The following is a 25,856-nucleotide window of genomic DNA, read 5'->3' as shown; positions in this document are numbered from 1 at the left end:
AGCTGCCATCAAGTCGGCAGACCGACTGAACGACACCGCCCTGGCCCCGGAGCCTCTACTGGCCGACCGTAAAGATCACGTGGCGTCCTGCGTCCGCCGCCTGCCGGAAGAAGACGACCAGGTCAGTGAAGTTCGCCCAGGTGTAGGCGAAGTCCTCGTGGCCGAAGTTCGGCCCGTAGTCTTCGATGTCGATGCAGTCGTAACCTGCTTTCAGTGCCTCGCGGCCGACATCGGCCACGGCATCGGCGACATCGCGAACCCGATCCGGAGTGAGCAGGCTGACGATGTAATCGTCCCCTTCATGAAGCTGCACGCCGCCCAGGATCACGGCGTTCAGCGGGTAGCTGCCGTTGTCGTAGCCAAGGTAACCGTCGGTCAGGCTGCGATGGATGGCATCCCACGCCTTGTCGGTGTCACAGTGCCCGACACCGATGCCCTCTTCCTCAATCTCCTCGACGAGCGCAGCAACCTCATCATCGTCTGCGGCCGCGAGCAGGCGATCGGCGGTCTCCGCATCGATGGCGAAGTGGACTCCCAGGCTCATACGGCACACCGTACAGGGGCGGTAAGACCCATCACGTCCAGCTGATCACAGCCGGCCGCGCAGGTCTGTCAGGCCGAGGGCCGCTCAGCAATAGCCAGGGACTCATGCCGCATGACCAGGCCGGATGTCTTCATCGACGCCCGCACCTCGCGTCCCTCGGCCTCACATGATCACAAAACGGACAGACATACTGAACGACGCCGCCCTGCGGCCCGACCGGCTTCGCCTCGGCGCAGCGGCCCCCGTGAGCACCCTCGCTGCCATGGACGTGCTGTTCTTCAGCGCCGACCGCCCGCACGAAGCACTCGACCCGCTGACGGCCTACCCCCAGGACCCATGGCTCCTGGCATACACCCTGACGTGGACCACGTACTTCGGCTGGGCGATGTTCACCGCTTCCCGGCTCTCCTTGCAGTGGTCGCGCCGGCCGGGCCCGGACTCGCTCCGCCGCGGGCTCCGGCTCATCTGCCTCGGCACCTGCATCGGCATCGCGTACACCGCCCACCGGGCCTCGATGCTCGTGTTCGGCAAGTTCGGACTCCAGCCACTGCCGGCCGACACGGAACGGCTGCTGAACGGCCTGCTAGCGCTCGTCCCGCTGCTGCTGGTCTCGCTCGGCAGCACGCTGCCCGTGGTCCCGGCGCTTGCCCGGACAGCCCGACACCACTGCAGCCTCGTCCGGCTGTACCCGCTCTGGGCGCACCTGAGCGACGCTGTCCCGCAGATCCGCTACGGTCCGAAACGGCACCCGGTCGCCGATGCCCTCGACCTGCGTGGCACCCGTGACCGGCTCTACCGGCGGACGATCGAGATCCGCGACGCGATACTCGTCCTGAACGGCGCCGCCACCGTCCCGATGCGGCTCCGCGCGGCCGACCACGTGGAGGACGCGGGACTCACCGGCAGCGCCGCAACCGCCGCCGCCGAGGCCTGCTGGCTGCGCGCCTCCCGCGAGGCCCACATCGCCGGGCACGCCCGGACCGGGCGCCTCGAGGCTCCTACCCACTCCGGCTCGGACCTCGACACCGAGACCGCCTTCCTGCTCGCCCTGTCCGACGCCTACTTCTCCGACCTCGCCACCGCCTTCGCCCACGCGCACCTCGCGCGCCTGACCGCCCCCGCCGGAGCCACCCCGTGACGTTCGAACCGCCCGCACCGCCTGCCTTCGCCGACAGCACGTCCCGGCAGAAGGCCGCGAAAATCATCACGGACGTCCTCGCCCCGGCCAACCTGGTAGTCGTGCTCCTGCTGCTGATCGGCTGGCACAGCACCGGTTCCTGGTCCGGCCTCGGCTGGGGCCTGCTGGCCGCGCTCTTCTGCGGCATCATCCCGATCGGCATCGTCCTGCTCGGGGTGAAGCGCGGCGGCCTGACCGACAAGCACATCCGCGTCCGCCGCCAGCGAATCCTGCCCATGACGCTCAGCCTGGTCTCGGTCGCCACCGGCATCACCCTGCTCTACACCCTCGGCGCCCCCACCGACGTGTCCGCGCTCGTCGTCGCCATGCTGATCGGGCTCGTCTCCACCCTCCTCGTCACGATCGGCTGGCAGATCTCCATCCACAACAGCGTCGCCGGCGGCAGCGTCATGATCCTCGTGCTCGCCTTCGGCCCCTGGATGCTGCTCACCGCGCTGGGCGCCGCCGCGATCGGCTGGTCCCGCACGGTGCTCAAGGCCCACACCCTCACCCAGATCCTGGCCGGCACCGCCCTCGGCGGCATCGCGGCCCTGGTCTTCGCCCTGCTGCGCTGAACCGCCGGGGCGGCCTGGATGTAGGAGGCCCGAAGGAAGCTGTCCAGCAGCCTCCTTCGGGCCTCCGTTGCGAATCCGACTTCCGCGCAGGGCTGTTGCCCCCTCGGTGGTACCCGATCGGCTACCCGACGGTCCGGTCGCCCGCGCCGGGGGCGAAGTAGTCATCGAGCATGTCGGTGGTCCACTGGGCCTGGTAGACCTCCCCGCGCGGTCCGAAGTCGACGAACCGGGGCTTCACGTCGAGAACCGCCAGGCCCTACCGCACCGAACAAGAACGACGAGACGCCTACCCCGCCTGGCTCCACACCTACAATCACCACCGCGGACACACCGCACTCACAGGCCAACCACCCTCCAGCCGCGTCCCCGACCTCACAGGACAGAACACCTAGTAGTGCTTTGTTAGGTGGTGCGTGGGCTCTGGTCCCGGGTGTGTTTCGGGGGTTCTCTGGAGGTATGACTCCGGATGAACTGGGTTCGTTACGTGATGAGTTGGAGGCGTTCGCGGCGGAGGTGTTCGCTCCGCTGCGACGCTCGGACCAGCAGGACAAGGGCGTCAGCTACCTCCGTGGCCTGCTGCTGGACGGCCGGCGCAAGTCGATGCAGCCGATGGCCGAGCGGCTCGGCATCGACCACCAGCGCCTGCAGCAGTTCATCTCCTCCTCGACGTGGCCGGTGGAGCAGATCAGGTCCAGGCTCGCCGACCGTGCGACACGCGTCCTGGGAGCGGATGCGTGGGTCGTGGACGACACCGGCTTCCCGAAGGACGGCGCCGGTTCGCCGGGCGTGGCCCGCCAGTACTCGGGCACTTTGGGCAAGGTCGGCAACTGCCAGGTGGGGGTGAGCGTTCACGCGGTCACCGACAGCGCGTCCTGCCCGCTGAACTGGAGACTGTTCCTGCCCGAGTCCTGGGATCCGGCGAAGGCCGCAGACCCGGCCGGGGCGGCCTTCGCCGAGCGTCGCCGGGCCCGTTGCGGGATCCCGCCCGCCGAGGGCCACCGGCCGAAGTGGCAACTGGCCCTGGAGATGCTCGACGAGCTCGCAACGTGGAAGCTCCTCCCTCCGGTCGTGGTCGCCGACGCCGGCTACGGCGACAACGCGCACTTCCGCGCGGCCCTCGACGAGCGCGGGCTGCGGTGGATCGTGCAGGTCAAAGGTCTGACGACCGCCCACCCCATCGACGCCGTCACCCACCGACCGCCCTACGGCGGACTCGGCCCACGGCCCAAGCCCCGCTATCGCACCCGTCCCGTTCCGTTGGCCGAGCACGTCCGGGCCGCAGGTCGGGAAGCGGCCCGGACGGTGACCTGGCGGCGTGGCTCCCGCGACCACCTGACCTCGACCTTCGTCGTGCTGCGCGTGCGTCTGGCCGGACGTCGTCCACGGATCGAGGAGGACGGCACCCTGCCGCCGTGCTGGCTTCTTGCCCAGTGGCCGCCGGAGGTGTCGGAGCCGTCCCACTACTGGGTCTCGAACCTGTCCGAGGACACCCCTCTCGAGGAACTCGTGCGGCTCGCCAAGATCCGCTGGCGGATCGAGCACGACTACCGCGAGCTCAAGACCGCCCTCGGCCTGGACCACTTCGAGGGCCGTTCCTGGATGGGCTGGCACCGGCACGTCACGCTCGTCACCGCGGCCCACCTCTTCGTGACACTGACCCGGAGCCGCCCAAAAGTCCCTGCTCGGGCATGACCCTCTACCAGGCCGTCAGAGCACTCCAACAGCTCCTGGCCACCTGGAACGGACCATGCCCGACATGCCACCGCCCCGCCGCCACACCAACCCCAGCCCCGACCTAACAAAGCACTACTAGGTGAACTCCTCGGCGGGCTCCTCGGCTCGTGAGGGCCACCCAGACGTCCCGCCCGGAGGTGGCGAACGGATCGACCTCCGGCGGCGGCGAGCGGAAGCGGCGCGGTCGACTGCTGATTCACGGGATCGTACAAAACGCCCATCAACGGCCTTAGGCGTCGCTTGGTCTCACAAGTAACTGGAGTAACGTCCTGCTGCAGGTGCGAAGCGGCGTTCCGCGAATTCGAAGGATTCAGCAGATCACGCCCGTGGGTGGAAAATTCGACACAAGCTCCGCACTCGCCCAGAAATGTGGGAGACCGGCAGGAATTCTCCTTTCGGACATTCGGCGACCCTATTCGGCCACGTCCTGCCTCCAGTACTTCTCGATCTTGTTCGTTGGGTGAGCATCACCTCGGCCCTCATTGGGCCGGACCCGAACGAAGGAAGGTCGGATGAAGCATCTCGCCCGCCAGTTAGGCTTTGCCGCGCTGTCGGCCGCCCTGATAGCCGGCGCACTAGCCCCCGCAGCTTCGGCACGCCCGCTGACCGGCTCTGCTGTCTCCGTGGTGCAGGCCACCGCGCCACCCACCGCCACGCCGCCGCAGTCACCGCTGTCCATGGAGCAGAAGCGGGAGCAGGCCAGGAAGCGGCCGAGCCAAGCTCTTCCCCATGGGCCCGCACCGGCCGTGCCGCGCGTTGCGGGGCCGGGTATGCCGGGCTACCGCGATCTGACTGCCGCTGAGTACGTCGCGGAATACGGCGGTTCCGCGTCGAAGCCGAAACCGGGGGTGTCTGGTGCGGCGAGCCAAGCCGTGGCCGATTTCACCGGCGGCCATCCGTACATCGAGAACCTCAGTTTCTAGCCGGGTAGCATACAGACGGAGACTCCCGGCCAGGCCTGGTGTATCGACTGGGATTTCGATCCCAATACCCCGAGTAATCTCACTGTCAACGCCATGGCGTCAGTGGCGCTCTATCGCGGCTCGGATGGTGTGATAGTCGATGCAGGCCAGTGGCGGGTGCTGGAGGCCACCGGCTGGTGTGCTCACAGGGCGCTCGACCCGAATGCCTTCTACTACGCCGTGGTCAGGTACGGGTATCCGGACGGGACTGCAGACTCTCTCACGTCGACCTTGCAGAAGCCGACCCCGATTTATGGGGTTCCGGATAACGTGTCGTTGACGTGTCCGGGTTCGCCCGCGAGCACCGGCATCGTCATGGAGCTGGTGAAGTACTGCGGTGACCCGGTCAACACGTCGACCGGCGCGTTCGGCGAGGTCTTCACCGACGCCCAGATCCCGGGCCCGGGGCAGACAATCCAGCTCACACGCAGCTACTCGTCGTCCCTGACCGCCGCGGGTGTGTTCGGCAAGGGCTGGGCGTTCCCATACTCGGCGTGGTTGAACGTGGGTCAGAGCCTGGTCACCTTCCATGCGGAGGACGGTTCCCAGACCGCCTACACCGTCCAGGCCGACGGATCGCTCGCTCCGACACAGCCCTACATTCACTCGACGCTGAAGAAGACCGCGTCCGGCTACCAGCTGACGACCCCTGACCAGCACCAGGTGCTGTTCGACGCCACCGGTCGGCTGACGGCCATGCGCGACCCGGCCGGGCTGGGCGTGACGCTCTCTTACACGGGCAGCCAGCTGACCGGCGTCACCGACGCCGGCGGTCACACCGTGACCTTCGGCTACACCTCCGGGCGGCTGACCTCCGCCACCCTCCCCGGCTCCCGCACCATCTCCTACGGCTACACCGACGACCGCCTCACCAGCGTCACCGACCTGCGCGGCAAGACCACCACGTTCGGCTACGACGTCACGAGCGGACTGCTGACCGCCGTCACGGACCCGCTCGGCAAGACCCGCACCACCAACGTCTACGACAGCAGCGGCCGTGTCACGAGCCAGACCGATTCCCGCGGCTTCACCACCACGTTCGCCTACGACGCCGCGAACCCGGGGACCACGTACGTCACCAACCCGGACGGCGGGATCTGGACGCTGAAGTACACCGACGGCGTCATCAGTTGGCAGTCCGACCCGTACGGGAAGGTCACCTCCTACGGCTATGACCAGAACCTCAACCGGAACTCGCTGACCGACGCCAACGGCAAGACCGCCACCTTCACCCACGATGCGAACGGCAACGTGCTCACCAGCACCTCGCCCGCGCCGACCTCCGCCGTCGACACGTGGACCTACGACGGTCTGAACAGGGTCACCACACACAAGGACGCCCGCAGCAACACCACCACGTACAGCTACAACAGCCTCAACCAGGTCACGCAGACCACCGACCCCGCCGGCGGCTCGACGTCGTACACGTACACCGGCCTGGGCCTGCTCTCCACCGTGACCAGCCCGCGCGGCGGTATCACCACCTACGGCTACGACGGCGCCGGAAACCGGTCCTCGGTCACCACGCCGCTCGGTGAGAAGACCACCTTCGGCTACGACACTGCCGGAAGGATCACCAGCAAGATCGACCCGCGCGGCAACGTCACCGGCGCGAACCCGGCGACCTGCACCACGACCTACGCCTACGACCCGTCAGGCCTGCTGACCTCGGCCACTGACCCGCTCGGCCACACCACCACCTACGGGTACGACGCAGACGGCCAACTCACCACCGTGACCGACCCCTTGAGCCACGCCACCACGTACGGCTACGACTCCGAGGGCAACCGCACCACGATCACCGACACGGCCGGCAAGACCTGGACCAGCACCTTCGACTGGGCGGGCGACCCGACCTCCACGACCGACCCGCTCGGCAACAAGACCACCACCGCCTACGACAAGAACAAGCGCCCCCTCACCGTGGTCAGCGCCCGCGGCAATGCCACCGGCGCGAACCCGGCCTCCTTCACCACCACGTTCGGCTACGACGTCGCGGGCAACCGCACCACCGTCAAGGACGCCCTCGGCAACACCACCACCACGGCGTACGACGCGGCCAACCGTCCGACCTCCGTCACCGACCCCCTCGGCCGCACCACGTCCACCGCGTACGACGCCGCCGGGCGCGTCGTCACGGTCACCGACCCGACGGGCGCCGTCACCTCCAACGGCTGGAACACCGTCAACGACCGCACCTCCCGCACCGACGCGAACAACCACACCACCACGTTCACCTTCGACGCAGTCCACCGGCTGGCCACCACTACCGACCCGCTCGGCCACACCACCACCTACGGCTACGACCCGGAAGGCCACACGACCACCGTCACCGACGGCCGCGGACAGACCACCACCGCCGGCTACGACCCGCGCGGCCTGCCGACCGGCACCACCTACTCCGACAGCACCGCCCCGATCACCAAAGCCTACGACGCCGCCGGCCGCGTCACCTCGGTCACCGACGCCACCGGCACCCGCACCCTCGGCTACGACAACGCCGACCGCCTCCTGTCGATCACCGCGCCGGGCGGCGGAACCGGCTTCACCTACACCTACGACACCCGAGGCAGCGTCAAGTCCCGCACCTACCCCGACGGTGAGAGCCTCACCTACGGATACGACGACGACGGCCGGCAGACCCAGCTGACTGCCGACGGCGCCAGCACCAGCTATGGCTACGACGACGCCGGCAACCTCACCACCACGACCCTGCCCACCGCCAACGGCTACACCGAGAACCGCACCTACGACAACGTCGGACGCATCTCGGCAATCGCCAGCACCAAGGGCACCACCACCCTCGCGTCCTGGCAGCTCCACCGCGACAACGCTGGCCAACCGCAAAGCGTCGACATCAAACGCCTGGGCCTCACCGCTGGCACCGAGAGCTTCACCTACGACAACGCCGGCCGACTCACCTCGGGCTGCCCCGTCACCCCGAACTTCACCGGCTGCACCGCGGGCACCCTGACCTACACCTACGACAACGTCGGCAACCGCCTCACCCAGACCGACTCCTACGGCACCACGACCTACACGTACGACGCCGCCGACCAGCTCACCTCGAGCAAGGGCAACTCCGTCACCACGACGTACGCCTACGACAACGACGGCCGCACCACCTCCGTCACCCTGCCCTACCGCAACCGCACCATCGCCAGCGGCACCACCCTCACCCCCGGCACGGTCATCGCGTCCAACAACGCCCGCCTGACCATGCAGAGCGACGGCAACCTCGTCCTCACCCAGATCGACACCGGCCGCACCGCCTGGTCCACTGACACCTACGGCCACCCCGGCGCCACCGCCACCCTGCAGAGCGACGGCAACCTCGTCGTCACCGACACCACCGGCACCATCCTGTGGGCGTCCAACACCGCAGGGAACACCGGCGCCATCGCCAAGGTCCAGGACGACGGCAACTTCGTCATCTACAACACCGCCGGTACGGCCGTCTGGAGCTCCAAGACCTACCGCCCGGCACTGTCCAACTACACCACCACCTACACCTACGACGCCGCGGGCAACGCCACCACCGTCGTCGGCAAACAGACCTACACCTTCACCTACGACGCCGACGGCAACCGCGTCACCACCAAGACCGACGGCACCCTGAGCAACACCCTCACCTGGGACATCAACAACTCCCTCCCGCAGATCGCCACCGAGACCAACGGCACCGGCGGCCTCATCGGCGACTACACCTACGACCCGCTCGGCCTTCCCCAGAGCCAGCACAACCCCTCCGGCACCTACTACCACCACCACGACTGGGTCGGCTCCATCACCGACCTCACCAAGTCCGACGGAACCCAGCAGCTCCGAACCGGCTACGACCCCTTCGGACAGTCCGGCACCGCCACCACCGCCACCGGAGCACCCGCCACACCCTTCGGCTTCGCCGGCCAGTACAACGACCCTGTCATCCCCGGCAAGCAGTACCTCAGGGCCCGCGAGTACAACACCGCCACCGGCCGCTTCAACAGCCGCGACCCGCTCTCCAGCCCAGCCGCGGCACCCTATGGCTCGGCCTACTCCTATGCCGCCGACGCGCCCACGATCTACACCGACCCCAGTGGAATGACCCCGCAGGACGATGACCCGGCGCACATGAGCAACGTCGAAGCCATCATCAGCGGGCTGAAGATCGGCTTCACGTCGCCGTTCGAGTACATCGGCGACATGTACAACGCCGCCACCGGCCAAAACGGCGGAGCCGGGGCCTTCGTCGACAAGTACTACCCCGTCCGCCCCGCCTATGCCCTCTACATCGCATCCAACAAGCTCCGCGAGTTCGGCTGCAACAACGTCGCCGACGAAGTCGACAAGAACGCCGATGAACTCGTTCAGCAGCTCGCTGTCGGAATGATCGGAGGAATCGACTCCTGGGCGATGAAGAAGTTCCGGGCCAAGGCCACCCCGGACAACCCCGTCGAGTTGGGAGCCGCAACCCACGTACCTCTCATCAATCTGTGGGACCTTCCCGCTCATCTGCGAGGCGTCGACTTTGAGAAGGTCCTTGAGCTGAGCAACCTTCCCGATAGGCACGCTACCTTCGATCATTGGGATGCGGCCACCAAGACTGCGATTAGCCTCAAGAGCCTCGATACCACCAAGCCCAGCTACCAGAAGCCGGCAGCCATCTTCAGCAACCTGAAGGAAGCGATTAACGACGCTTCGAACTATGTGGAAGACCGCAACAATCCCGGCGTTCTCCTCGGCTCAGATATTCAGACACGCGTGATGTTCGTGGTGGTCAACGGAAACGTCCCGCTCACCTCGGCTCAGACTGAAGGCCTACGCCGGTTGGCAAACTATGGCCGGGAGCTACCCACACCTGTCACAGTGTTGTTCGGCACCTCGAAGGGATGATCGAGAGGACAGCATGAGCTACGACTTCCACATCACCCGTGCAGAGCACTGGTTCGACAGTCAGGACGCTCCGATCCCCCGCGAATCGTGGGAAGAACTGGCAAGCCGGAGTCCGCTCCTCGAGGAACGTGGGGCCTTGGAGTGGTCGGACATCGGCGCTCAGAAGACATTCGCCGCTCCTGGAGAAGACACCTTCTTCTCCTGGCGTCACGGGCGCATCGACATCAGGGGAGAATGGACAGCAAAAACGCAGGAGGTTGCAGAGCGGCTTGCAGTCGCCATGGCCGCGCGCGTGCAGGGCGATGAGGATTAGGAGGTCCTAGGAGAATTGGATCCGAATTTCACATCACTCGGGCGCAGGGCTGGACGGAGAGCGAAAGCGACCCGATCGGAATCGAGGGATGGGAGGATCTTGCCACCCGGAGTCCGTTGATCGAAGAATGGCCTCCCTGGGAGTTCAGCGACTCCGGCCTGGAAAATACATTCAGCGTTCCGGGCGAAACTGCAGAATTCGCATGGTGGTGCGGAACATCGACATCACCGGTCGGTAAGGTGGAGCAACAAAAACCGCAGCCGAGGTCTTGGCGGCAGCCCTGGGTGCTCACGTACTCGGAGATGATGATTAACGGCTGAGATCCGCTTCAGGAGCTACTTCGGAGCAAGAAGAATTCCAGGTCTGCCCCGCCACCACCTGTGGTGGCGGGGCAGATTGCCTGGCCGGAGACCGGGCGAGGGGCAGGATCGGCGACTGCTCGGCTGGCTCTGTGTGCTCCGCTCGCGCAGAGGAGGCGGGAACGGCGCGGCCGGTGAGGGATCATGGATCCGGCGCGGGGGCGCATTCCTGGAGGACCTGCGCCCATGCCCCGCCCTACCCGGGCTCAGCGCGCCGCCATCGCCCAGCGGCGGGCGGACGCCGTCGAACTGCGCCTGGCCGGCGCCGACCCGCTGACCGTCGGCCGCAAGCTCGCCGCCGACCCGACCCTGAACTCCGACCGGATCGCCTACCCGCTGGGGTACGGGCACGAGCTGTACGCCAAGGGCCGCCCCGCGCCGGACGAGGAGACCCTGATCCGGTCGGTGAACCGGGACATCACGGAGGCCCTGGAGCAGCGGATCGCCTCGTCGCAGGCCGACATGGAGGCGCTGCGGGCCCTGGAGGACGCCCGGCTGGACCGGCTGTTCCTCGTCGCGTACCGGCGGGCAGTGCGCGACGGCGAGCTGCCCGCGATCGACCGGGCGCTGCGGATCATGGAGCGTCGGGCCCGGTTGCGCGGCCTGGACCGGCCGCTGCGCACGGAGATCAGCGGGCAGGACGGCGGCCCGATCGAGGTCACCGACGCGACCGCCGACGAGTTGGCGGCGCTGATCGCCCTGACCGACCCGGACGCCGAGCGGGGCGGGCAGTGAGCGGCGTCGACGTCCTGGTCGAGCAGTACCGGGTGCTGCCGGCGGAGCGGCGCCGGGAGATCGCCGCCCGAGCGTCGCCGGCGCTGCGCAGCCGGCTGGCCGCGGTCGAGCGGGACTTGGCGATGCGGCACTCGCCCGGGTCGCTGGCCGCGGTCCTCACCGACGGTAAGGAGATGCAGGCCCCGCACCTGGACCTGATCGACCAGGCGTTCCAGCGGATCGGCGCGGGGGAGTCGATTCGGCTGCTGTTGACGATGCCGCCCCGGCACGGGAAGTCGAGGCGCGCGGCCCGGTGGGCGCCGCTGTGGTACTTGGCGCAGCGCCCGGATCACCGGATCATGATCGCCTCGTACTCCTCCGATCTGGCCGATGACCACGGCCGGTGGATCCGGGACGCGATCACCGAGTGGGGCGACCAGCTCGGCCTGAACCTGCACCCCGGGTCGAAGGCCGCGAACCGGTTCGACATCCTCTCGAAGGAGGGCGGCCTGTTCGCCGCCGGTGTCGGCGGCGGCCTGACCGGCAAGGGCGCGAATCTCGCGGTCGTCGACGACCCGATCAAGGACGACGCCGACGCCCAGTCACCGATGATGCGGCGCAGGTTGTGGGAGTGGTGGCAGGCCGTCCTCCTCACTCGCGTCGAGCCGGGCGGGTCCGTGATCGTCATCCAGACCCGCTGGCATGAAGATGATCTTGCCGGGCGGATTCTCGCCGGGGAGACCGCCTCGGACTGGACGATCATCGACCTGCCCGCCATCGCGGACAGCGAGGACGACGCGCTCGGCCGGAAGATCGGCGAACCGCTGTGGCCCGCCCGGTACGGGCGCAAGGCCCTGGCGGCGATCCGGCGCGCCGTCGGCGAGCGGGTCTGGTGGAGCCTGTTCCAGCAGAAGCCCCGCCCCGTCGAGGGCGGGGTGTGGCAGCGGGCCTGGATCGACAAGCACCGCCTCACCCCGGTCGAGTTCGCCGCCATCGAGCTGGCCCGGGTCGTCGTCGCCGTCGACCCGTCCGGCGGCGACTCCACCGTCAACGACGAGACCGGCATCGTCGGCCTCGGCGCCGACAACGACGACCACCTGTACGTCCTGGCCGACAAGTCCGGCACCCTCGGCGCCAACGACTGGGGCCTCACCGCGTGCCGACTGGCCCTGTCGCTGCGCGCGGACGCCATCGTGGTCGAGGCCAACTACGGCGGCAACATGGCCAAGTCCGTCGTCTCGCAGGCCTGGGACCAACTCGCCCGCGACGGGGAGACCCGCGGCCAGCTGATGCCGATGATCGTCGAGGTCAACGCGAAGGTCGGCAAGCGGCTGCGGGCCGAGCCGGTGGCGCAGCTCTACGACCAGGGCCGCGTCCACCACGTCGGCCACTTCGCGGAGCTGGAGGGGCAGATGGTGACTTGGGTGGCCGGCATGAACAGCCCCGACCGGATGGACGCCGCAGTCCACGACCTCACCGAACTGGCAGGCGGCGGCCAGGCCGACGCCCTCGGACAGGGCATGGACGACGGCCGCCTGCGGGGCCGCCGGTAGCCGGGGCTGGCCCGCAGAAGCGGGCCGCCCATACCGTCGGGCGCAGCAACTGCTCCGCCAGACCTAGACTGCCCGGTCGGGTTGGGGACAGCTCCGTTGCAGGTGAATCGTCTTGCCTCTGTCCAGGGTTGGTCACATTTCGCCTTCTCCCGGTGTACGACCCGGACGGGACAGCTAGTACTCCAGTGTGACTTTGCGATCTACGTTCCTGAGGGAACGGAAAGTCGCCGCCGATAGTGGCTGCGACGTGCCGAAGCCTGGTGGCTTCTGCGCCAGTTCGACCAGTGCAGGAGCGCACGCAGGGACGTGGCCGGAGGGCTGAACAGTACGCCGATCAAGCGGCGGACCTCCGGGACGGTGAGGTCGACCGGTTCCCCGTTTCGGGTGGGACGGTTCGGATCCGCAGGCCTGGTCGGCCGCGCGTCGTCGACGGCGACAGCCAGGAACGCAAGGGCGAGCATGGCCAGGGTGACGTGCCGATGCCAGGCAGTCCAGTTCCGGACCTGGTAGTGATCCAGGCCGACCTGGCCCTTGGCCGCCTGGAAGCATTCCTCGATGCACCAGCGGGTGCCGGCGACGCGCACCAGCTCGGACAGTGGCACGGTCCGGGGTGACCAGCACAGGTAGAAGGCGAGCTCGCCGGTCGTGGGATTGCGGCGGATCAGCAGGTGGCGGTAGTCGCCAGTGCCGATGCGCACCCAGGCCCAATCGTAGTAGCGGGGCCCCTTCGCCCCGGCGCCGGCACTCTGCCGGTGCCAGGCGGAGACGGGCAGGCGATTGGCGACCTCGTCCGTGCGGATCGGGGTGCGTCCCTGGTTGATCCGCACCCTGGTCGCGCATGAGACCGCCAGCACGTAGCCGATCCCGCGGGCCTCCAGCCCGGCCCGCAGGCCGGGGTCCTGCCCGTATGCCTCATCGCCGGTCACCCACGACGTACTCACTCCGGCGTCCAGCACCGCCGCGATCATCTGCAGGGCGAGGCGGGGTTTGGTCGCGAAGACGATGTCGTCGGGCACGCCGGCCCTGCGGCGGCGTTCAGCGTCCTGGCACCAGGTGTGTTCGGGCAGGTAGAGCCGACGGTCGATTAACGCCCGACCCTTGCTGGAGGCGTATGCGAGGAAGACGCCGACCTGGCTGTTCTCTATCCGTCCGGCGGTGCCGGTGTACTGCCGCTGGACACCGGCCGAACCGCGGCCCTTCTTCAGGAATCCGGTCTCGTCCACGATCAGGACACCATCGTCGGTGCCGAGGTGGTCCAGGACGTAGCGGCGAACCTCGTCGCACGCTGCGTCCGCGTCCCACCGGGCACCCCGCAGCAGCCGCTGCATCGGTCCGGGCCGGGCATGGCCGGCGTGCTCCGCAGCCGCCAGCAGTTCTTGCGCTCGGTGCCGGACAGCAAGCCGAGCAGATAGGCGCGGGCGGTGGCCCGCGGTTCCACCCGTCCGAACAGGCCCGCAATCCTGGCCATGGCCTGGTCGAACAACGCCCGCCATCGAGCAGGGTCTACGCTATCGCTCGCGGCCACCACACGATCTTCAAGAGTCCACACAACCCTTGATCATCTCGCGGTGGCCGCAGCCGTCAGGCGTCGTAGTACTCGCCGTCGTCGCCCTGAACCCGGGCGTCCAGCTCCTTCGCCACCCGGCACATCGTCGCGATCACCGCATCGCTCGGGTTCTTGGACACGATCCGCCCGGCGTTCCACCACATCGGAACCATCACGAGGCTGGGGTCGGTAGCGACCAGCACTTCCCATTCCGCCGTGCTGATGTCCTGGCCCTCTTCATCCCACCAGTTCTCGCGCCGCGTGATGTGCACGTCGTAGCCCATGGCCAGCAAGGGTAGACCGGGAGACCGACATGATCGCGAAGTCGCACTGGAGTACTAGTGGCGGACGGTCTCGACCTCGGCGTCCATCACCTCCCACAGTTGCCGCAGATCCCAGGCGGTGACCTGCGGGAGGTGGTCGGAGACCGCTTCCACCTCGGGCGTGGCGGGGGTCGCGGACGAGAGGAGTGCGGGCTCCAGCTCCCGGGAGACGTAGGTGCGGTCGATCGGGCCGAGGCCACCGGGCGGGCAGTCCTCGGCCGGGATCTGCTGGCGGGCCTTCTTGGGCCCGTCCCAGGTGGTGGCCCGGTCCGCGCCGGTCTGGCCGAGCACGGTGGCGGCGTGCCGACCGACATCGACCATGTGGCGGGTGGTCATGATCCGGTCGGGCACGTCGTCGGGCCCGGTGGTTACGTCGGCCCGGATGATCGAGCGGTCCAGAGCGAACGCACGGTCCACGACCCGGTCCAGGGAGAGCGGGCAGCCCCACACCGGCCAGCTGTTCATGTCGCCCTGGAAGAGGGCCAGCCAGTTGTGCTTGTACATGTTGGCCAGCAGCCAGCGGATCTGGTGCTGCCGGTTGTCGGGGTCGCCGAAGTCGAGGTGGATGCTCGCCACCGACATCTCGCGCCGGCCGAGGACGCCGGTGTCGGGGTGGATGAGGCGGAGTTTCGCGGTGGCGGGGCGGTGCCGGACCTCGGTGGAGTAGGCGGTCCAGTCCGGGTCGGGCTGGAACATCTCGGGGTCGTAGAAGAGCGCGTTGCGCGACCCGGGGCGGACGTTGGGTGCCTCGACGCAGGCCAGCCCCAGTTGCTCGGCCACCTTCTCGGCCTGGTCCTCCTGGAGTTCCTGGAGGGTGAGCAGGTGCGGGCGGTCAACGCCGTGCTCCTGGGCGAACTGCTTCAACAAGCCGATCGCCTCGGGGAGCTTCCAGCCGTGCTGGATGTTCCAGCCGACGTGCAGCATGACCGGGCGGGCGGGCTCGGCAGTGGCGGGCGGGGGCGTGGTGGTCATGGATGTGTGCCTCTCAGTGTCGGGGTCGGTGCGGACGGCGTACCGGGGAGCTGCGCCGGACCAAACCGCGGGGGTGCCCGGGAGTGCGGCGCGGTAGTCGGCCCGGTCACGGCTGCTGCGGCAGGGCGGAGTTGGCGGTGGCGCTGGTGATGGCCTCGGCGGCCAGGGCCAGCGCGGCCGTGACCCGGCCGTCGAGGTCGTGCGGCAGCGCGGCAGCCCGGAATCCGGCGCGGATGGTGGTCTCGGTCAGTTCCCGTCTGTGCTCTTCGGGCAGTCGGGCGGCGAGGTCGTGGCCCAGCAGGGCGCGGGCGCTGTGGCCGTCGGGGGTCTGGAGCGCCCAGTCGGTGGCGATCTCGTAGAGCCGGTGCGCGCCCGCCGGCCGCTCCGCAGCGGTGCACAGGTCGGCGCAGGCGAGCGTCAGCTGCGTGTCGAACAGCGGGTCGCCGGTGGGGTCGTAGGTGTCGTGGGCGTCACCCAGCACGTCGAACAGTGCGGTGAGTTCGCCGCTGTCTGTTTGTCCGGCGAGCAAGGCGCAGACGACGGCGAGCGCGGCGGCGACCGCGTGTTCCCAGGGGGTGCGGGGGTCGAGGGGGGGGTCTTGGCCAGCAGTGTCGCGGCGATCCGGTGCTGGCCGCCGAGGGCCAGGGTGATCGTCTCGATTTGCCGGGCGGCGGCCGGGCCGGGCGGCGGAACAGGGTCTGCCTTCAGGACGAGCCGGGCCTTCGACCACTCGCCGGCACGCACCAGCGCGGTGGCCAGGAGCTGCAGAGAGGCGTTGTCCCACCAGTCATAGAGGGTGATGCGGTCCTGCTCGGTGGCGGTGAGGCCGGCCAGCGGCAGGATCCCGGCGGCGGCCGCCGCGGCATCCTGGCCCGCCCCGATGGCCCGCAGGATCTCCTGGACCAGCTCGATGGCGGTGCCGGGCAGGCCCTCACGGATCAGGAGCTCGGCGTGGGTGAGCTGCAACTCCAGCGCGCACCGGGCGAGTTCGACGCTCAGCGGGCGGTGCCCGAGGAACAGGGCGGTGTGGAGGTTGCACAGCGCGTACGCCGTACCGGGGTGGCCCAGGTCGAAGTGCAGCAGTGCGGCGCGGCGGTGCACCTCGGCAGCCAGCGCGGTGTCGCCACTCTCGGCGGCGCGGCGGGCCAGCGCGTCCAGGTCGTCCACCCGCTGCTCCAGCGGCGGCGCCGTCCGGGCAGGGACAGGGGGTGTGAGGGGGAAGCGGGCGAGCGCAGCGCCGAGGGCGCCGTCGGGCAGCGGGGTGGCGGTCACCGGCTCACCTGCCCCGCGAGCTGCGGCTGTCGGGCCGGAAGCGTCTCGCCCGCCGCGGCCGTCGGCCGGTTCTGGTCGAGGCGGAGCGCGGCGTCGACAAGCGCCCAGTGGGAGAACGCCTGCGGGTAGTTGCCGAGTTGCCGGCAGGCGTGCGGGTCCCGCTCCTCGGCGAGCAGGCCCAGGTCGCTGCGCAGCGACAGGAGCCGGTCGAACAGCTCGCGGGCCTCGCCGTCGCGGCCGATGGCGGTCAGTGCTTCGACCAGCCAGAACGAGCAGGCGAGGAAGGCGCCTTCGTGGCCGGAGAGACCGTCGACGTTCGCGGCGGCGTGCTGCCCGGTGGCGTAGCGCAGCACGAGGCCGTCGTCGGTGGACAGTTCGCGCTGGATGGCCTCGACGGTGGCGATGACGCGCTTGTCGTCCGGCGGGAGGAAACCGACCAGCGGGATCAGCAGCAGAGAGGCGTCCAGCTCCCGGCAGCCGTAGTACTGGGTGAAGACGCCCCGTTCGGGGTCGACGCCTCGTTCGCACACGTCGGCGTGGATCTGCTCGCGCAGTTCGGCGAGGTGGTGCAGGAGGGCGGCATCGGGGTCGGGGCGGCGTTGCAGCAGCCGCAGGGTCCGGTCGACAGCCATCCAGCACATGATCTTGGAGTGGGTGAAGTGGCGGGCTGGGCCGCGGATTTCCCAGATCCCCTCGTCCGGCTCGTGCCAGCGGCGCTCCACCTGCCGGGCGAGGGCCAGCAGCAGGATGTCGGTCCACGGCTCGGGGACAGTCCGGCGTCCTCGGCCAGCAGCAGGGTGTCGGCGATCTCGCCGAACACGTCGAGTTGGAGCTGGCCGGCGGCGGCGTTGCCGAGGCGCACCGGCCGGGAGCCCTCGTAGCCGGGCAGGTGGTCCAGGATCTGTTCGGTGAGGTCGGTGGTGCCGTCGAGGCGGTAGATCGGCTGGAGGTGTGCGGGGTCGACGGTCGTGATGAGCCAGTGCAGCCAGCGCCGGGCCTCCTCCAGCCGCCCCAGGCGCAGCAGGGTGGCGGCGGCCAGCGCGCTGTCGCGCAGCCAGACGAACCGGTAGTCCCAGTTGCGGGTGCCGCCGATCTCCTCGGGCAGGGACGTGGTCGGCGCGGCCACGATGCCGCCGTCCGGGTGGCACATCGCCGCCAGGGTGAGGGCCGAGCGCATCACCGCCTCCCGGTGGGGTCCGCGGTAGGTGCACCCGCGTGCCCACCGCTCCCAGTGCCGCACGGTCTCGACCAGCTCGGCGAGGGCGTCCGGCCGGGCCGGGGCGGACCCGCCGCGTCGGGTGGGGCCCCAGGTGAGGATGAACGCGGTGACCTCGCCCGCGGCCAGGGTGAACGTGGCACGGCACATCCGGTCGCGGTTGACCGAGTGGTCGCGACCGCCCTGGAGCCAGTAGGTGTCGGCCCCGACGGTGGCCGACAGCCACGGAGCACGGGAGGTGGCCTGCTGGATGAGCGGCGCGGCGGCGCCGTAGTCGGCGCGGGGCCGGTAGACGGAGACGACGTCCACGACACCGCTCACGCATTCGACGATCCGTACGATCCGCGGCGCGGCCGCGCCGGTGGAGTCGGGGGCCGGCATGAAGTCCGTGACGGCCAGGGTGCCGCTGGCGGTGTCGTACTCCTGCCGCAGGACCATGGTGTCGCCCAGGTACTGGCGGCGGTCGGCGTCCGGGGGCGGGCCGTCCGGGACGGCCGGGCCGATGCGCCAGTAGCCGTGCTCGGGGCCGCCGAGCAGGGAGGAGAAGAGCGCCGGGGAGTCGAAGCCGGGCAGGCACGCCCAGTCGACGGTCCCGTTCGGGAGGACCAGGGCGGCCGAGGCGGTGTTGCCGAGGAGCGCATGGTCCTCGATCCGGTACCGGGGCAGGGTGCGGAGCATGGAGATCCTGACGTGGGCAGGTGGGTGATGGGTGGTCAGTACCGAGGTGAGGCGGCGACTTCGAGTTCGGCGAGGGCTGCAGAGACGGTGCCGGCGAGCGTGTCCGCGACGGCCAGCCACGGCAGGGCATGGACGAGCAATGCGCGGTTGGCCCGTTGGACGATGTCGGCGGGGTCGCAACCGACGACCACCGCCCCGCCGTACGCGGTGGACAGGTGGGCTTGGTAGCACTCCTGTACGCGTGCGTGGCTGAGCGGGTTCCAGAACAGCACGACACTGGTACGGCGGATGTTGCGGTCCTGCCAGCCGAACGGAGACCACGCGGCATAGGAGTTGGTGACGGTGTTGCGGGAGGGCCTGGGGTTGAGGACGGTGCCGTCGAAGCCGGCGTCCTCCAGCAGGCCGACCGCCTCCGACTGCCAGTCCGGGCAGCCGACGGTCGCCCCGGCCAGGTACAGCGACGGGCGGCCGTCCGGGTGGAACGGCTCCGGCGCCTCGATGTAACGCAAGCCTGCGGGGAGCGAAACGAATGAGGGGAGTTGAGGGCTCATCACTTCTCTGCAGGAGGAACCGGTGCGGAGGTAGGAGAGGTGCGGCCCTGACCCGGACGGCCGCCATGGGTGCGGTGCGTGGAAGTACGGCCGCCTGCCGCACGGCAGCGCAGCAGCCAGTCGCAGCCCGCGGCCGCCGCGAGGGCAGAGCCGGCAGCCAAGGCGAGCCAGGCCGGCTGGGCGCTGGCCCGGTGTTCGAGCAGGAACATCAGCGCGGCCCCGACCGGCCAGCCGAGCAGGAAGCACACCAGCACCGCTCCGACGCGGGCGATCCGGCGTTCCGGAGTCACTGCTCCGCTCCCCGGGTCGGAACCGGCACACCGGTGGCGCGGACGGTGGCCGTGCTCGCCAGCGCCATGGGGCACACCCCGGGGAAGCCGGTGGTGGAACCGAGGCAGTAACACGCCCGACGCGGTATGTCGCAACCGTCTCCCGGCTGGCGTCCGCCCTGCGTGTTGGGGCTCACGGCGTCACCTCCGCCGGGTACGGATCTCCGGGCAGTTCGACTCGGACGAGGCCCGAAAGGACGGCCACGACCATGGCCTGCTCGAGGGTGTCCACGTCCAAGTGCAGTTGCAGGGTGCGGATGTAGACGTCCAGGATCGGCTGGGAAACGTTGAGCTCCTTCCTGATCTCCTCGGTGGAGCGGCCGTCGGCCCAGCCCTGGAGAATCGTCTGGATCCGGGGCGGTAGAACTGGCGGGGAGGTCAGCGCCTTCGTGTCGCGGGACGGAGCGGTGACGATCTTCGCGGCGGTTGCCCAAGCGGTGAGCTGGCGGCGGTGGCGGGCGCCGGTCTTGCGTAGAAGGTGTTCGACCGCTTTTCGGGCGCCTTCGGTACTCCGGTAGGTGCTGGAGCCGCGGGCGATGTCGCGGGCGGTGCGGCCGGCCGCGATGGCGACAGCGAGTTCGATGCTCTTGGGGGTGAGGTCGCTGAGGCTGTTCGCGACCGCAGCCGTCTCCTGGTCGAGGCCGGGAGCGGGCGCGGTCGGCGGAGTGGGGTGACCCAGGCGAGCCAGCAGGCGCGGCCCCAGCAGCCGAGCCGCCCCGGTGCCGATGACGAGGACCAGGTCCCCCTCCCCGACCAGTCCGTCGATCTGCTGCTCCGGGCTACGGCCGGTGCGATGGACGGTGCCGTCACCGCGCCGCTGACGGGCCATCTCCTCGATGGCCTCCAGCGGGTCCGGCCCGGCGTGTCCGGCCAACGGGGTGTTGACCGGCAGCAGCAGTACCTGGTCGGCGCCGACGAGGGCGTCTCCGAGTTCGGCGGCGTGGGCGCCGGCGCGGGCGATACCGTCCGGTTCCAGGACAGCGATCAGCGCGCCTTCGGTCAGCAAGCGGGCTGCCTGCACGTCCTGGGCGACCTCGTGCGGGTGCCGGGCACGGGACATGGCCACGGTGACGCCGCGCTGGGTGGCGGCAGTGGCGAGGCAGCCCTCGACTCCGCGGAAGCCGGCGGCTCGGGCGACGACGGTCTGCGGGTGCTCGCCGAGCGCCAGCGCGCAGGCGACGGCGGCGCACACCGCTCGGGCGTGGTGCTCGCCGGTGACCGGCAGGAGGAAGGAGTGCTCCTCCTGCCGGTAGCGCAGTACGGTGCGATAGCCCACCCCGGTGCGGGTGAGGTGAACGATCCGGGCGGTGGAGTCGGGGGCGATACCGACGGTGACCACGTGCTGGCCGGGCACGGGGCGGTCTGCCAGGCGTTCGCGCAGGTTGACCGTGCTGTTGTCCCAAGTCGGCAGGACGAGGATGTCGGTGCGGCGGGCGAGACGTTCGGCGGCGTCGAGACCGGCGACGTGGTCCTCGTAGTGCGGGACGTTGGCGCCGGTCGCCATGATCAGCGCGGCGGCGAGCTGTTCGGTGGCGAGCCGGACGTACGGTGTGGGACGTCGCTGCCAGCCGCCCCTCGGGGCGGCCTCGTGGGTGGCGGTGTCCGGGCACAGGTCCACCACGACCCGCTGCCCGGCCGCGTGCCCGGCGGTGGCTCCGCGGGCCGGAGTGTTGAGGATCCAGCCGGTGGCTCCGTCGTCGAGGAGATGGGCGAGGGCGGCGGCCGCGGTAGCAGTGCTGTGGCTGCCGGCCACGGCCACCGCCCCGCTGCCGGCCTCGGCGCAGACCGCCCTGAGGGCAATGTCCCGGCTCAGGATCGGCAGCCGTAGCGCCTGGGCGCGGTCCAGTTCGGGGTGCGGCCCGCTCGCCCCCGACCACAGCACCGCGGTGCGGTCGGCGAGCAGGTGTTCGGCGTCGAATCCGACCCGCACCCGGATGCCCGCCTCGGCGAGGGCGGCCACGGCCGGGGCGCCCTGCTCTGCCTCGGGGACGCTGCCGGTGACGTCGGCACCGGCCCCGGCCAGCCAGCGGGCCAGGCCCTCCATTCCGGGCTCGCAGGACCCGACGAGGTGGACGGCCGACAGCAGTCCGGGTAGCGGCGCCGTACCGGACGGGGCGGTGATACTCATGTGGATCTCCAACAGTCGTTCAGTACAAGGAAGTTGGTTCAGGCCGACGGCGGGCTCGGAGGCTGGTCCGCTGCCGTCCCGGGACTCACGCCTGGGCCAGGCCGCGCTCGACCTCGGCGTCGGTGACGCGCGCGGCGTGGTGGTCCAGGTCCATCTGGGCCACCCGCGCCAGGTGCCGGACCACAGGTTCGCCCAGTAGTTCCCCGGCCAGCGCGCTGGCCTCGAACAGGCCGACGGCCTCCTGGAGGGAGCACGGCACCGGTGGGGCGTCGAGCAGCACGTAGGCGTCGCCGCTGACGGCGGGCGGGGGTTCGAGCCTGGCGGTGATGCCGTGCCGGATGCCGGCCAGCGCTGCTGCCAGGGCGAGCAGCGGGTTGGCGTCCGCGCCCGGCAGCCGCACTTCCAGCCGCAGGCTGGGGCCGTGGCCGACCACCCTGACCGCGCACGTCCGGTTGTCCCGACCCCACGCGAGGCGGGTCGGCGCGAAGGAGTGGTCGGTGGCGAGCCGCTTGTAGCTGTTGACGTACGGCGCCCACAGCGGGCCGAACTCCCCCATCGCGGCCAGCAGCCCGGCCACCGCCCACCCGCCCAGTTCCGACAGCTCCGTGCCGCGCTCCGGGTCGGCGGCCAGCAGCGACCGGCCGTCACCGTCGTGCAGGGAGACGTGCAGGTGCATCCCCGAGCCGACCCCACCGGGGTTCGCCGCCATGAACGACGCTGTCAGCCCCAGCCCGTCCGCGACCGTCTTCGCGGCATGCTTGAACAGCACGTGCTGGATGCACGCTTCCTCGGCGACTCCGTACGGGAAGGTCACTTCGACCTGACCGGGCGCACCTTCCCCTTTGACGGCCTCGACCGGCAGGCCGGCCGCCCCGAGGACCTGCCGCAGGCGACGGCCGAACTCCCGCACCGGGCCGGGGGCGTCCAGCGCGTAGTCGCGGTTTCCGCAGGCCGCGGGGCGAAGGCGACGCCACCCGGACGCCTCCGCGTCCCGGAGGGTGCCCTCGTAGAGCACGAACTCCGTCTCGATGCCGACCTGGGGTACGACGCCGAGGCGGGCCAGCAGGCGCAGTTGCCGCTCCAGCACCGTAGTCGGAGCCAGCGGATGCGGGGCTCCGTAACTGACCAGGTCGGCGAGGACCAGCGCGGTGGCCGGCAACCACGGCAGCAGCCGGGCCCGCTCCGTACCGGGCAACATCTCGACGTCGCCGAACCCGCTCGTCCACGAGAACGGTCCGCGTGCTGCCGGGGTCATGTCCACATCGGTGCCGAGCAGGTAGCCGCACACCTCCAGCGACGACCCTGCCGCCAGCCGCTCGGCCAGCCCGGCCGCGTCGTACTCCTTGCCCTTGAGTCTGCCCTGTTGGTCGATCATCGCCACCAGCACGGTGTCGAGGTCGAAGTCGGTGACCAGTTGCTCCAGCGGTCCGACCGGTCTGGTGGGAGGGGTTGCCGCGGGGCGAGCGGCCCGCATCGTCGTCCTCATACGATCTGGGCCTCGATCTTGGCCAGGTGGGCGTCGGCCACCACCGGGACGTCGAACTTGTCGCCGGCGAGCTTCCACCACACCCACGCCATGGCGAGGACCGCCAGCAGGGTGAGTGGTGCGTAGTTGAACGAGTCGACCGTCACCGGGGCGCGCTGCGGCAGGCACACCAGTACCGTCAGCACCGCCACCCATACCACCGCCGCGATCCCCACCGGCCTGCTCCAGCGGCCCAGGTTCCACGGCCCCGGGGTGAACTTGTGCGGGTAGCGCAGCTTCAGGAAGACCGGGACGACGTACGACGGGGTCATGCCGATCACGTTCACCGCCGTCACCGCGCCGTACGCGGTGGCCGACCAGAGTGAAGGGACGGCCAGGACGAACGCCACCGTCACCGCCAGCCACACCGCCGGCACCGGAGTGCCGTTGGCCGAGACCCGGCGCCACGTCGCCGAGCCCGGCAGCGCGCCGTCCCGCGAGAAGGAGTAGATCATCCGGCTCGCGGCGGTGGTCTCCGCGCTGCCGCAGAACAGCTGCGCGCCGATGACGACCAGCAGCAGCGTCTTCGCGCCGCCCGCGCCGAGCGCATCCAGGAAGATCTGTGCGGGCGGCACCGCGGCGGCGACCGTCCCGTCGTAGTCCTGAACGGCGAACAGCAGGCCGCCCAGCAGGACGAACCCGACCAGCAGCGACACCCAGATCGAGCGGACGATGCCACGGGGCGCGGCCACCCGTGCGTCAGCGGTCTCCTCGCTCATGTGAGCGGAAGCGTCGAAGCCGCAGAAGGTGTAACCGCCCAGCAGCAGCCCGATCGCAGAGGCGTAGAGGGGGCTGGACCAACCGGTGCCGTTCTCGAAGTGTCCGATCACCCAGCCCATCGTCTGGTGGCGGGCGGGCACGACGGCCAGCACACCGACGATCAGCGCGACACCGGCCAGGTGCCACCATACCGAGACCGAGTTGAGCACACTGACGGCCCGGACCCCGACGACGTTCAGCAGCGCATGCAGCAGCAGGACGCCCGCGAAGACGCCCAGGATCAGGCCTGGCGTCGGAACGACGCCCCACTGCAGTCCGGCGAACGCCGCGATGAAGCCCGCTGCCCCGTAGTCGATGCCGGCGATCCCGCCCAGCAGCCCCAGCAAGTTCAGCCAGCCCGTCACCCAGCCCCACCGGGGGCCGCCGAGCTGCCTCGACATGTAGAAGAGCGCGCCGGAAGTGGGGTAGGCGCTGGTGACCTCCGCCAGCGACATGCCGACCAGCAGCACGGCCAGGCCCACGGCGACCCAGCCCAGCATCATCACGGTCGGCCCGCCGGCCGTCAGCCCGAAGCCGAACAGCGTCATGCAGCCGCTGAGTACCGAGATGACCGAGAAGCTGACAGCGAAGTTCCCGAAGGAGCCCATCTTGCGCAGCAGTTCGGGCTGGTAGCCGAGAGAGCGGAGGTAGTCGTCCTCGGGCAGAAGCACGGGATTGGATCCGGGCATGGCGAAACCTCCAGTGAAAAAGGGGAGTTGAGTCCGGCGGACGGAAGAGCAGCGGTCAGCCGGCGACGGCGTACGACTGGGCCAGCGCCTGCCGCAGCAGGTCACCCGGCCGGTCCGGGGACATGGTCACCCAGGGTTCCGAGGCGACGAACGGGCTCATGCCGGTGAATACCTCGGCCGCCTCCCGGGGTCGGCGGCTCGCCCAGAGCGCGTGGGCGAGGTGACTCTCGTCCCCCACCGGCCACCGGGCACCCCGCTCGAGCGCGAACTGCCAGTGCGAGAACGCGGTCAGCACCGTGGCGCGGACCTTCTCCTCGTTCGTCCACTGCAGCAGAACGGCGTCCTTGCGCTTCGCTCGGCGGTAGCGGTCGACGTACAGGTACAGCGGCAGGGCGTGAAGGGCTGAGCCTTCCGGTGCGCCGGGCAGGTGGGCGGCCAGGAACTCGGCAGCGGGACCGCTCTCACCGCGGGCCGCCCAGAAGCGCAGCATCCGGTGGAACGCCTCCCGGCCCCACGGGTCGACCCGGCGGGCCTGGCCGAACAGCCCCCACGGCCCCGGTGGCAGCATCCGGTCGGGCGCCGACACTCGGTGTTCCTGCCGGACCTGCCGGGAGTCCAACTGCGCGAGGGTGAGCAGGCCCAGCCACGGCACCGGGTCGCCCTCGGTCGCCGAAGCCGTCAGCCAGCACCACTGCCGGGCAGCCCCGTCCAGCGCCGCGGCATCGCGCGAGCCGGGCTGCTGCCGGCCGGCCAGCACGGCGCGGTCCACCGCGACACGGGTGCACAGCGCGATCAGGCCGACGGCCTCCGGCTCCTCGGTCTCCCAATGGCGGAGCACGTCGGAGTGGCCGGCTGCCGCGCCGAGTACCTGGGTCCGCGCCGCCCACAGCCCCGGGTCCCCCCAGGTACGGGCGAGCAGCGCCCGCGCTGCGAACCGCCGTCCCTGCCGCAGTTCCTCGACCGCCGCCCGCAGCTCGCCGTCATGGCCGGCCGGATGCGGCACGAGTTGGGCGGTGCCGACCGCCGTGGGCGCTGATGACATGACCTGCTTCCTCCTTCGTG

19 protein-coding genes and 3 pseudogenes are annotated in these 25,856 nt (G+C 70.0%); 9 read left to right on the top strand and 13 right to left on the bottom strand.

Annotated features, from left to right (window positions below):
- Positions 1–55 precede the first annotated feature (55 nt).
- Positions 56–544, bottom strand: a complete 489-nt coding sequence (locus tag EDD39_RS23810; protein WP_123559147.1) for a YfbM family protein — start codon at positions 542–544, stop codon at positions 56–58.
- 124 nt (positions 545–668) lie between these two features.
- Between EDD39_RS23810 and EDD39_RS23805 the strand changes: the two genes are divergently transcribed.
- From EDD39_RS23805 to EDD39_RS23765, 9 genes and pseudogenes are all read left to right on the top strand, one after another.
- On the top strand, positions 669–1,682 hold the full coding sequence (locus EDD39_RS23805; protein ID WP_341869317.1) for an MAB_1171c family putative transporter: 1,014 nt from the start codon (positions 669–671) through the stop codon (positions 1,680–1,682).
- Positions 1,679–2,296: a hypothetical protein gene (locus EDD39_RS23800; RefSeq protein ID WP_123559143.1), complete on the top strand. Its 618-nt coding sequence runs from the start codon at positions 1,679–1,681 to the stop codon at positions 2,294–2,296. The genes EDD39_RS23805 and EDD39_RS23800 overlap by 4 nt, the downstream gene beginning before the upstream one ends.
- A 281-nt stretch (positions 2,297–2,577) precedes the next feature.
- Positions 2,578–2,688: pseudogene (locus EDD39_RS41235) on the top strand (IS481 family transposase); the annotation flags it as partial.
- A gap of 64 nt (positions 2,689–2,752) precedes the next feature.
- On the top strand, positions 2,753–3,988 hold the full coding sequence (locus tag EDD39_RS23790) for an IS701 family transposase (RefSeq protein WP_123559141.1): 1,236 nt from the start codon (positions 2,753–2,755) through the stop codon (positions 3,986–3,988).
- 554 nt (positions 3,989–4,542) lie between these two features.
- Positions 4,543–4,953, top strand: a complete 411-nt coding sequence (locus EDD39_RS23785; RefSeq protein ID WP_123559138.1) for a hypothetical protein — start codon at positions 4,543–4,545, stop codon at positions 4,951–4,953.
- Positions 4,954–5,268: 315 nt separating this feature from the next.
- On the top strand, positions 5,269–9,867 hold the full coding sequence (locus tag EDD39_RS23780; protein ID WP_162870102.1) for a DUF6531 domain-containing protein: 4,599 nt from the start codon (positions 5,269–5,271) through the stop codon (positions 9,865–9,867).
- Between the two features lie 13 nt (positions 9,868–9,880).
- Entirely contained in the window at positions 9,881–10,180 is a 300-nt protein-coding gene (locus EDD39_RS23775; RefSeq protein ID WP_123559134.1) for a hypothetical protein, read from the top strand.
- A gap of 545 nt (positions 10,181–10,725) precedes the next feature.
- The gene (locus EDD39_RS23770; RefSeq protein WP_123559132.1) at positions 10,726–11,274 is read left to right on the top strand and encodes a hypothetical protein; all 549 of its coding nucleotides are present in this window, start codon (positions 10,726–10,728) and stop codon (positions 11,272–11,274) included.
- Complete coding sequence (locus tag EDD39_RS23765) at positions 11,271–12,806, top strand: terminase large subunit domain-containing protein (RefSeq protein WP_123559130.1); 1,536 nt, start codon at positions 11,271–11,273, stop codon at positions 12,804–12,806. The genes EDD39_RS23770 and EDD39_RS23765 overlap by 4 nt, the downstream gene beginning before the upstream one ends.
- Positions 12,807–13,006: 200 nt before the next feature.
- Here EDD39_RS23765 and EDD39_RS23760 read toward each other — a convergent pair.
- From EDD39_RS23760 to EDD39_RS23710, 12 genes and pseudogenes are all read right to left on the bottom strand, one after another.
- Positions 13,007–14,274: pseudogene (locus tag EDD39_RS23760) on the bottom strand (IS701 family transposase).
- Positions 14,275–14,387: 113 nt separating this feature from the next.
- Positions 14,388–14,636, bottom strand: a complete 249-nt coding sequence (locus EDD39_RS23755; protein ID WP_123560794.1) for a hypothetical protein — start codon at positions 14,634–14,636, stop codon at positions 14,388–14,390.
- Between the two features lie 54 nt (positions 14,637–14,690).
- Positions 14,691–15,647: a hypothetical protein gene (locus tag EDD39_RS23750; protein WP_123559128.1), complete on the bottom strand. Its 957-nt coding sequence runs from the start codon at positions 15,645–15,647 to the stop codon at positions 14,691–14,693.
- Between the two features lie 106 nt (positions 15,648–15,753).
- Complete coding sequence (locus EDD39_RS23745) at positions 15,754–16,128, bottom strand: hypothetical protein (protein WP_123559126.1); 375 nt, start codon at positions 16,126–16,128, stop codon at positions 15,754–15,756.
- The gene (locus EDD39_RS23740) at positions 16,065–16,919 is read right to left on the bottom strand and encodes a hypothetical protein (protein ID WP_123559124.1); all 855 of its coding nucleotides are present in this window, start codon (positions 16,917–16,919) and stop codon (positions 16,065–16,067) included. The genes EDD39_RS23745 and EDD39_RS23740 overlap by 64 nt, the downstream gene beginning before the upstream one ends.
- A pseudogene (locus EDD39_RS23735) lies at positions 16,916–18,813 on the bottom strand (glycoside hydrolase family 15 protein). The gene EDD39_RS23740 and the pseudogene EDD39_RS23735 overlap by 4 nt, the downstream one beginning before the upstream one ends.
- A 35-nt stretch (positions 18,814–18,848) precedes the next feature.
- On the bottom strand, positions 18,849–19,322 hold the full coding sequence (locus EDD39_RS23730; RefSeq protein ID WP_123559122.1) for a hypothetical protein: 474 nt from the start codon (positions 19,320–19,322) through the stop codon (positions 18,849–18,851).
- Between the two features lie 41 nt (positions 19,323–19,363).
- Entirely contained in the window at positions 19,364–19,654 is a 291-nt protein-coding gene (locus tag EDD39_RS39040) for a hypothetical protein (protein ID WP_148089504.1), read from the bottom strand.
- Positions 19,655–19,826: 172 nt separating this feature from the next.
- A complete protein-coding gene (locus tag EDD39_RS23725) occupies positions 19,827–21,821 on the bottom strand; it encodes a Mur ligase domain-containing protein (protein ID WP_123559120.1) in 1,995 nt (664 codons plus the stop codon).
- Positions 21,822–21,906: 85 nt separating this feature from the next.
- Positions 21,907–23,295, bottom strand: coding sequence for a glutamine synthetase family protein (locus tag EDD39_RS23720; RefSeq protein WP_162870101.1), 1,389 nt, complete (start codon positions 23,293–23,295; stop codon positions 21,907–21,909).
- A gap of 8 nt (positions 23,296–23,303) precedes the next feature.
- A complete protein-coding gene (locus EDD39_RS23715) occupies positions 23,304–24,794 on the bottom strand; it encodes an amino acid permease (protein WP_123559116.1) in 1,491 nt (496 codons plus the stop codon).
- Positions 24,795–24,849: 55 nt separating this feature from the next.
- Entirely contained in the window at positions 24,850–25,836 is a 987-nt protein-coding gene (locus EDD39_RS23710; protein WP_123559113.1) for a hypothetical protein, read from the bottom strand.
- Between the last annotated feature and the right edge of the window lie 20 nt (positions 25,837–25,856).

This window comes from Kitasatospora cineracea, from assembly GCF_003751605.1.
Lineage (GTDB): Bacteria > Actinomycetota > Actinomycetes > Streptomycetales > Streptomycetaceae > Kitasatospora > Kitasatospora cineracea.
This window is presented reverse-complemented; position numbering and strand designations above follow the sequence as displayed.

Coding starts and splice junctions, on each gene's coding strand:
- EDD39_RS23810 (WP_123559147.1), bottom strand. CDS start 544: ATGAGCCTGGGAGTCCACTTCGCCATCGATGCGGAGACCGCCGATCGC.
- EDD39_RS23805 (WP_341869317.1), top strand. CDS start 669: ATGTCTTCATCGACGCCCGCACCTCGCGTCCCTCGGCCTCACATGATC.
- EDD39_RS23790 (WP_123559141.1), top strand. CDS start 2,753: ATGACTCCGGATGAACTGGGTTCGTTACGTGATGAGTTGGAGGCGTTC.
- EDD39_RS23785 (WP_123559138.1), top strand. CDS start 4,543: ATGAAGCATCTCGCCCGCCAGTTAGGCTTTGCCGCGCTGTCGGCCGCC.
- EDD39_RS23775 (WP_123559134.1), top strand. CDS start 9,881: ATGAGCTACGACTTCCACATCACCCGTGCAGAGCACTGGTTCGACAGT.
- EDD39_RS23770 (WP_123559132.1), top strand. CDS start 10,726: ATGCCCCGCCCTACCCGGGCTCAGCGCGCCGCCATCGCCCAGCGGCGG.
- EDD39_RS23755 (WP_123560794.1), bottom strand. CDS start 14,636: ATGGGCTACGACGTGCACATCACGCGGCGCGAGAACTGGTGGGATGAA.
- EDD39_RS23750 (WP_123559128.1), bottom strand. CDS start 15,647: ATGACCACCACGCCCCCGCCCGCCACTGCCGAGCCCGCCCGCCCGGTC.
- EDD39_RS23725 (WP_123559120.1), bottom strand. CDS start 21,821: ATGAGTATCACCGCCCCGTCCGGTACGGCGCCGCTACCCGGACTGCTG.
- EDD39_RS23720 (WP_162870101.1), bottom strand. CDS start 23,295: ATGCGGGCCGCTCGCCCCGCGGCAACCCCTCCCACCAGACCGGTCGGA.
- EDD39_RS23715 (WP_123559116.1), bottom strand. CDS start 24,794: ATGCCCGGATCCAATCCCGTGCTTCTGCCCGAGGACGACTACCTCCGC.
- EDD39_RS23710 (WP_123559113.1), bottom strand. CDS start 25,836: ATGTCATCAGCGCCCACGGCGGTCGGCACCGCCCAACTCGTGCCGCAT.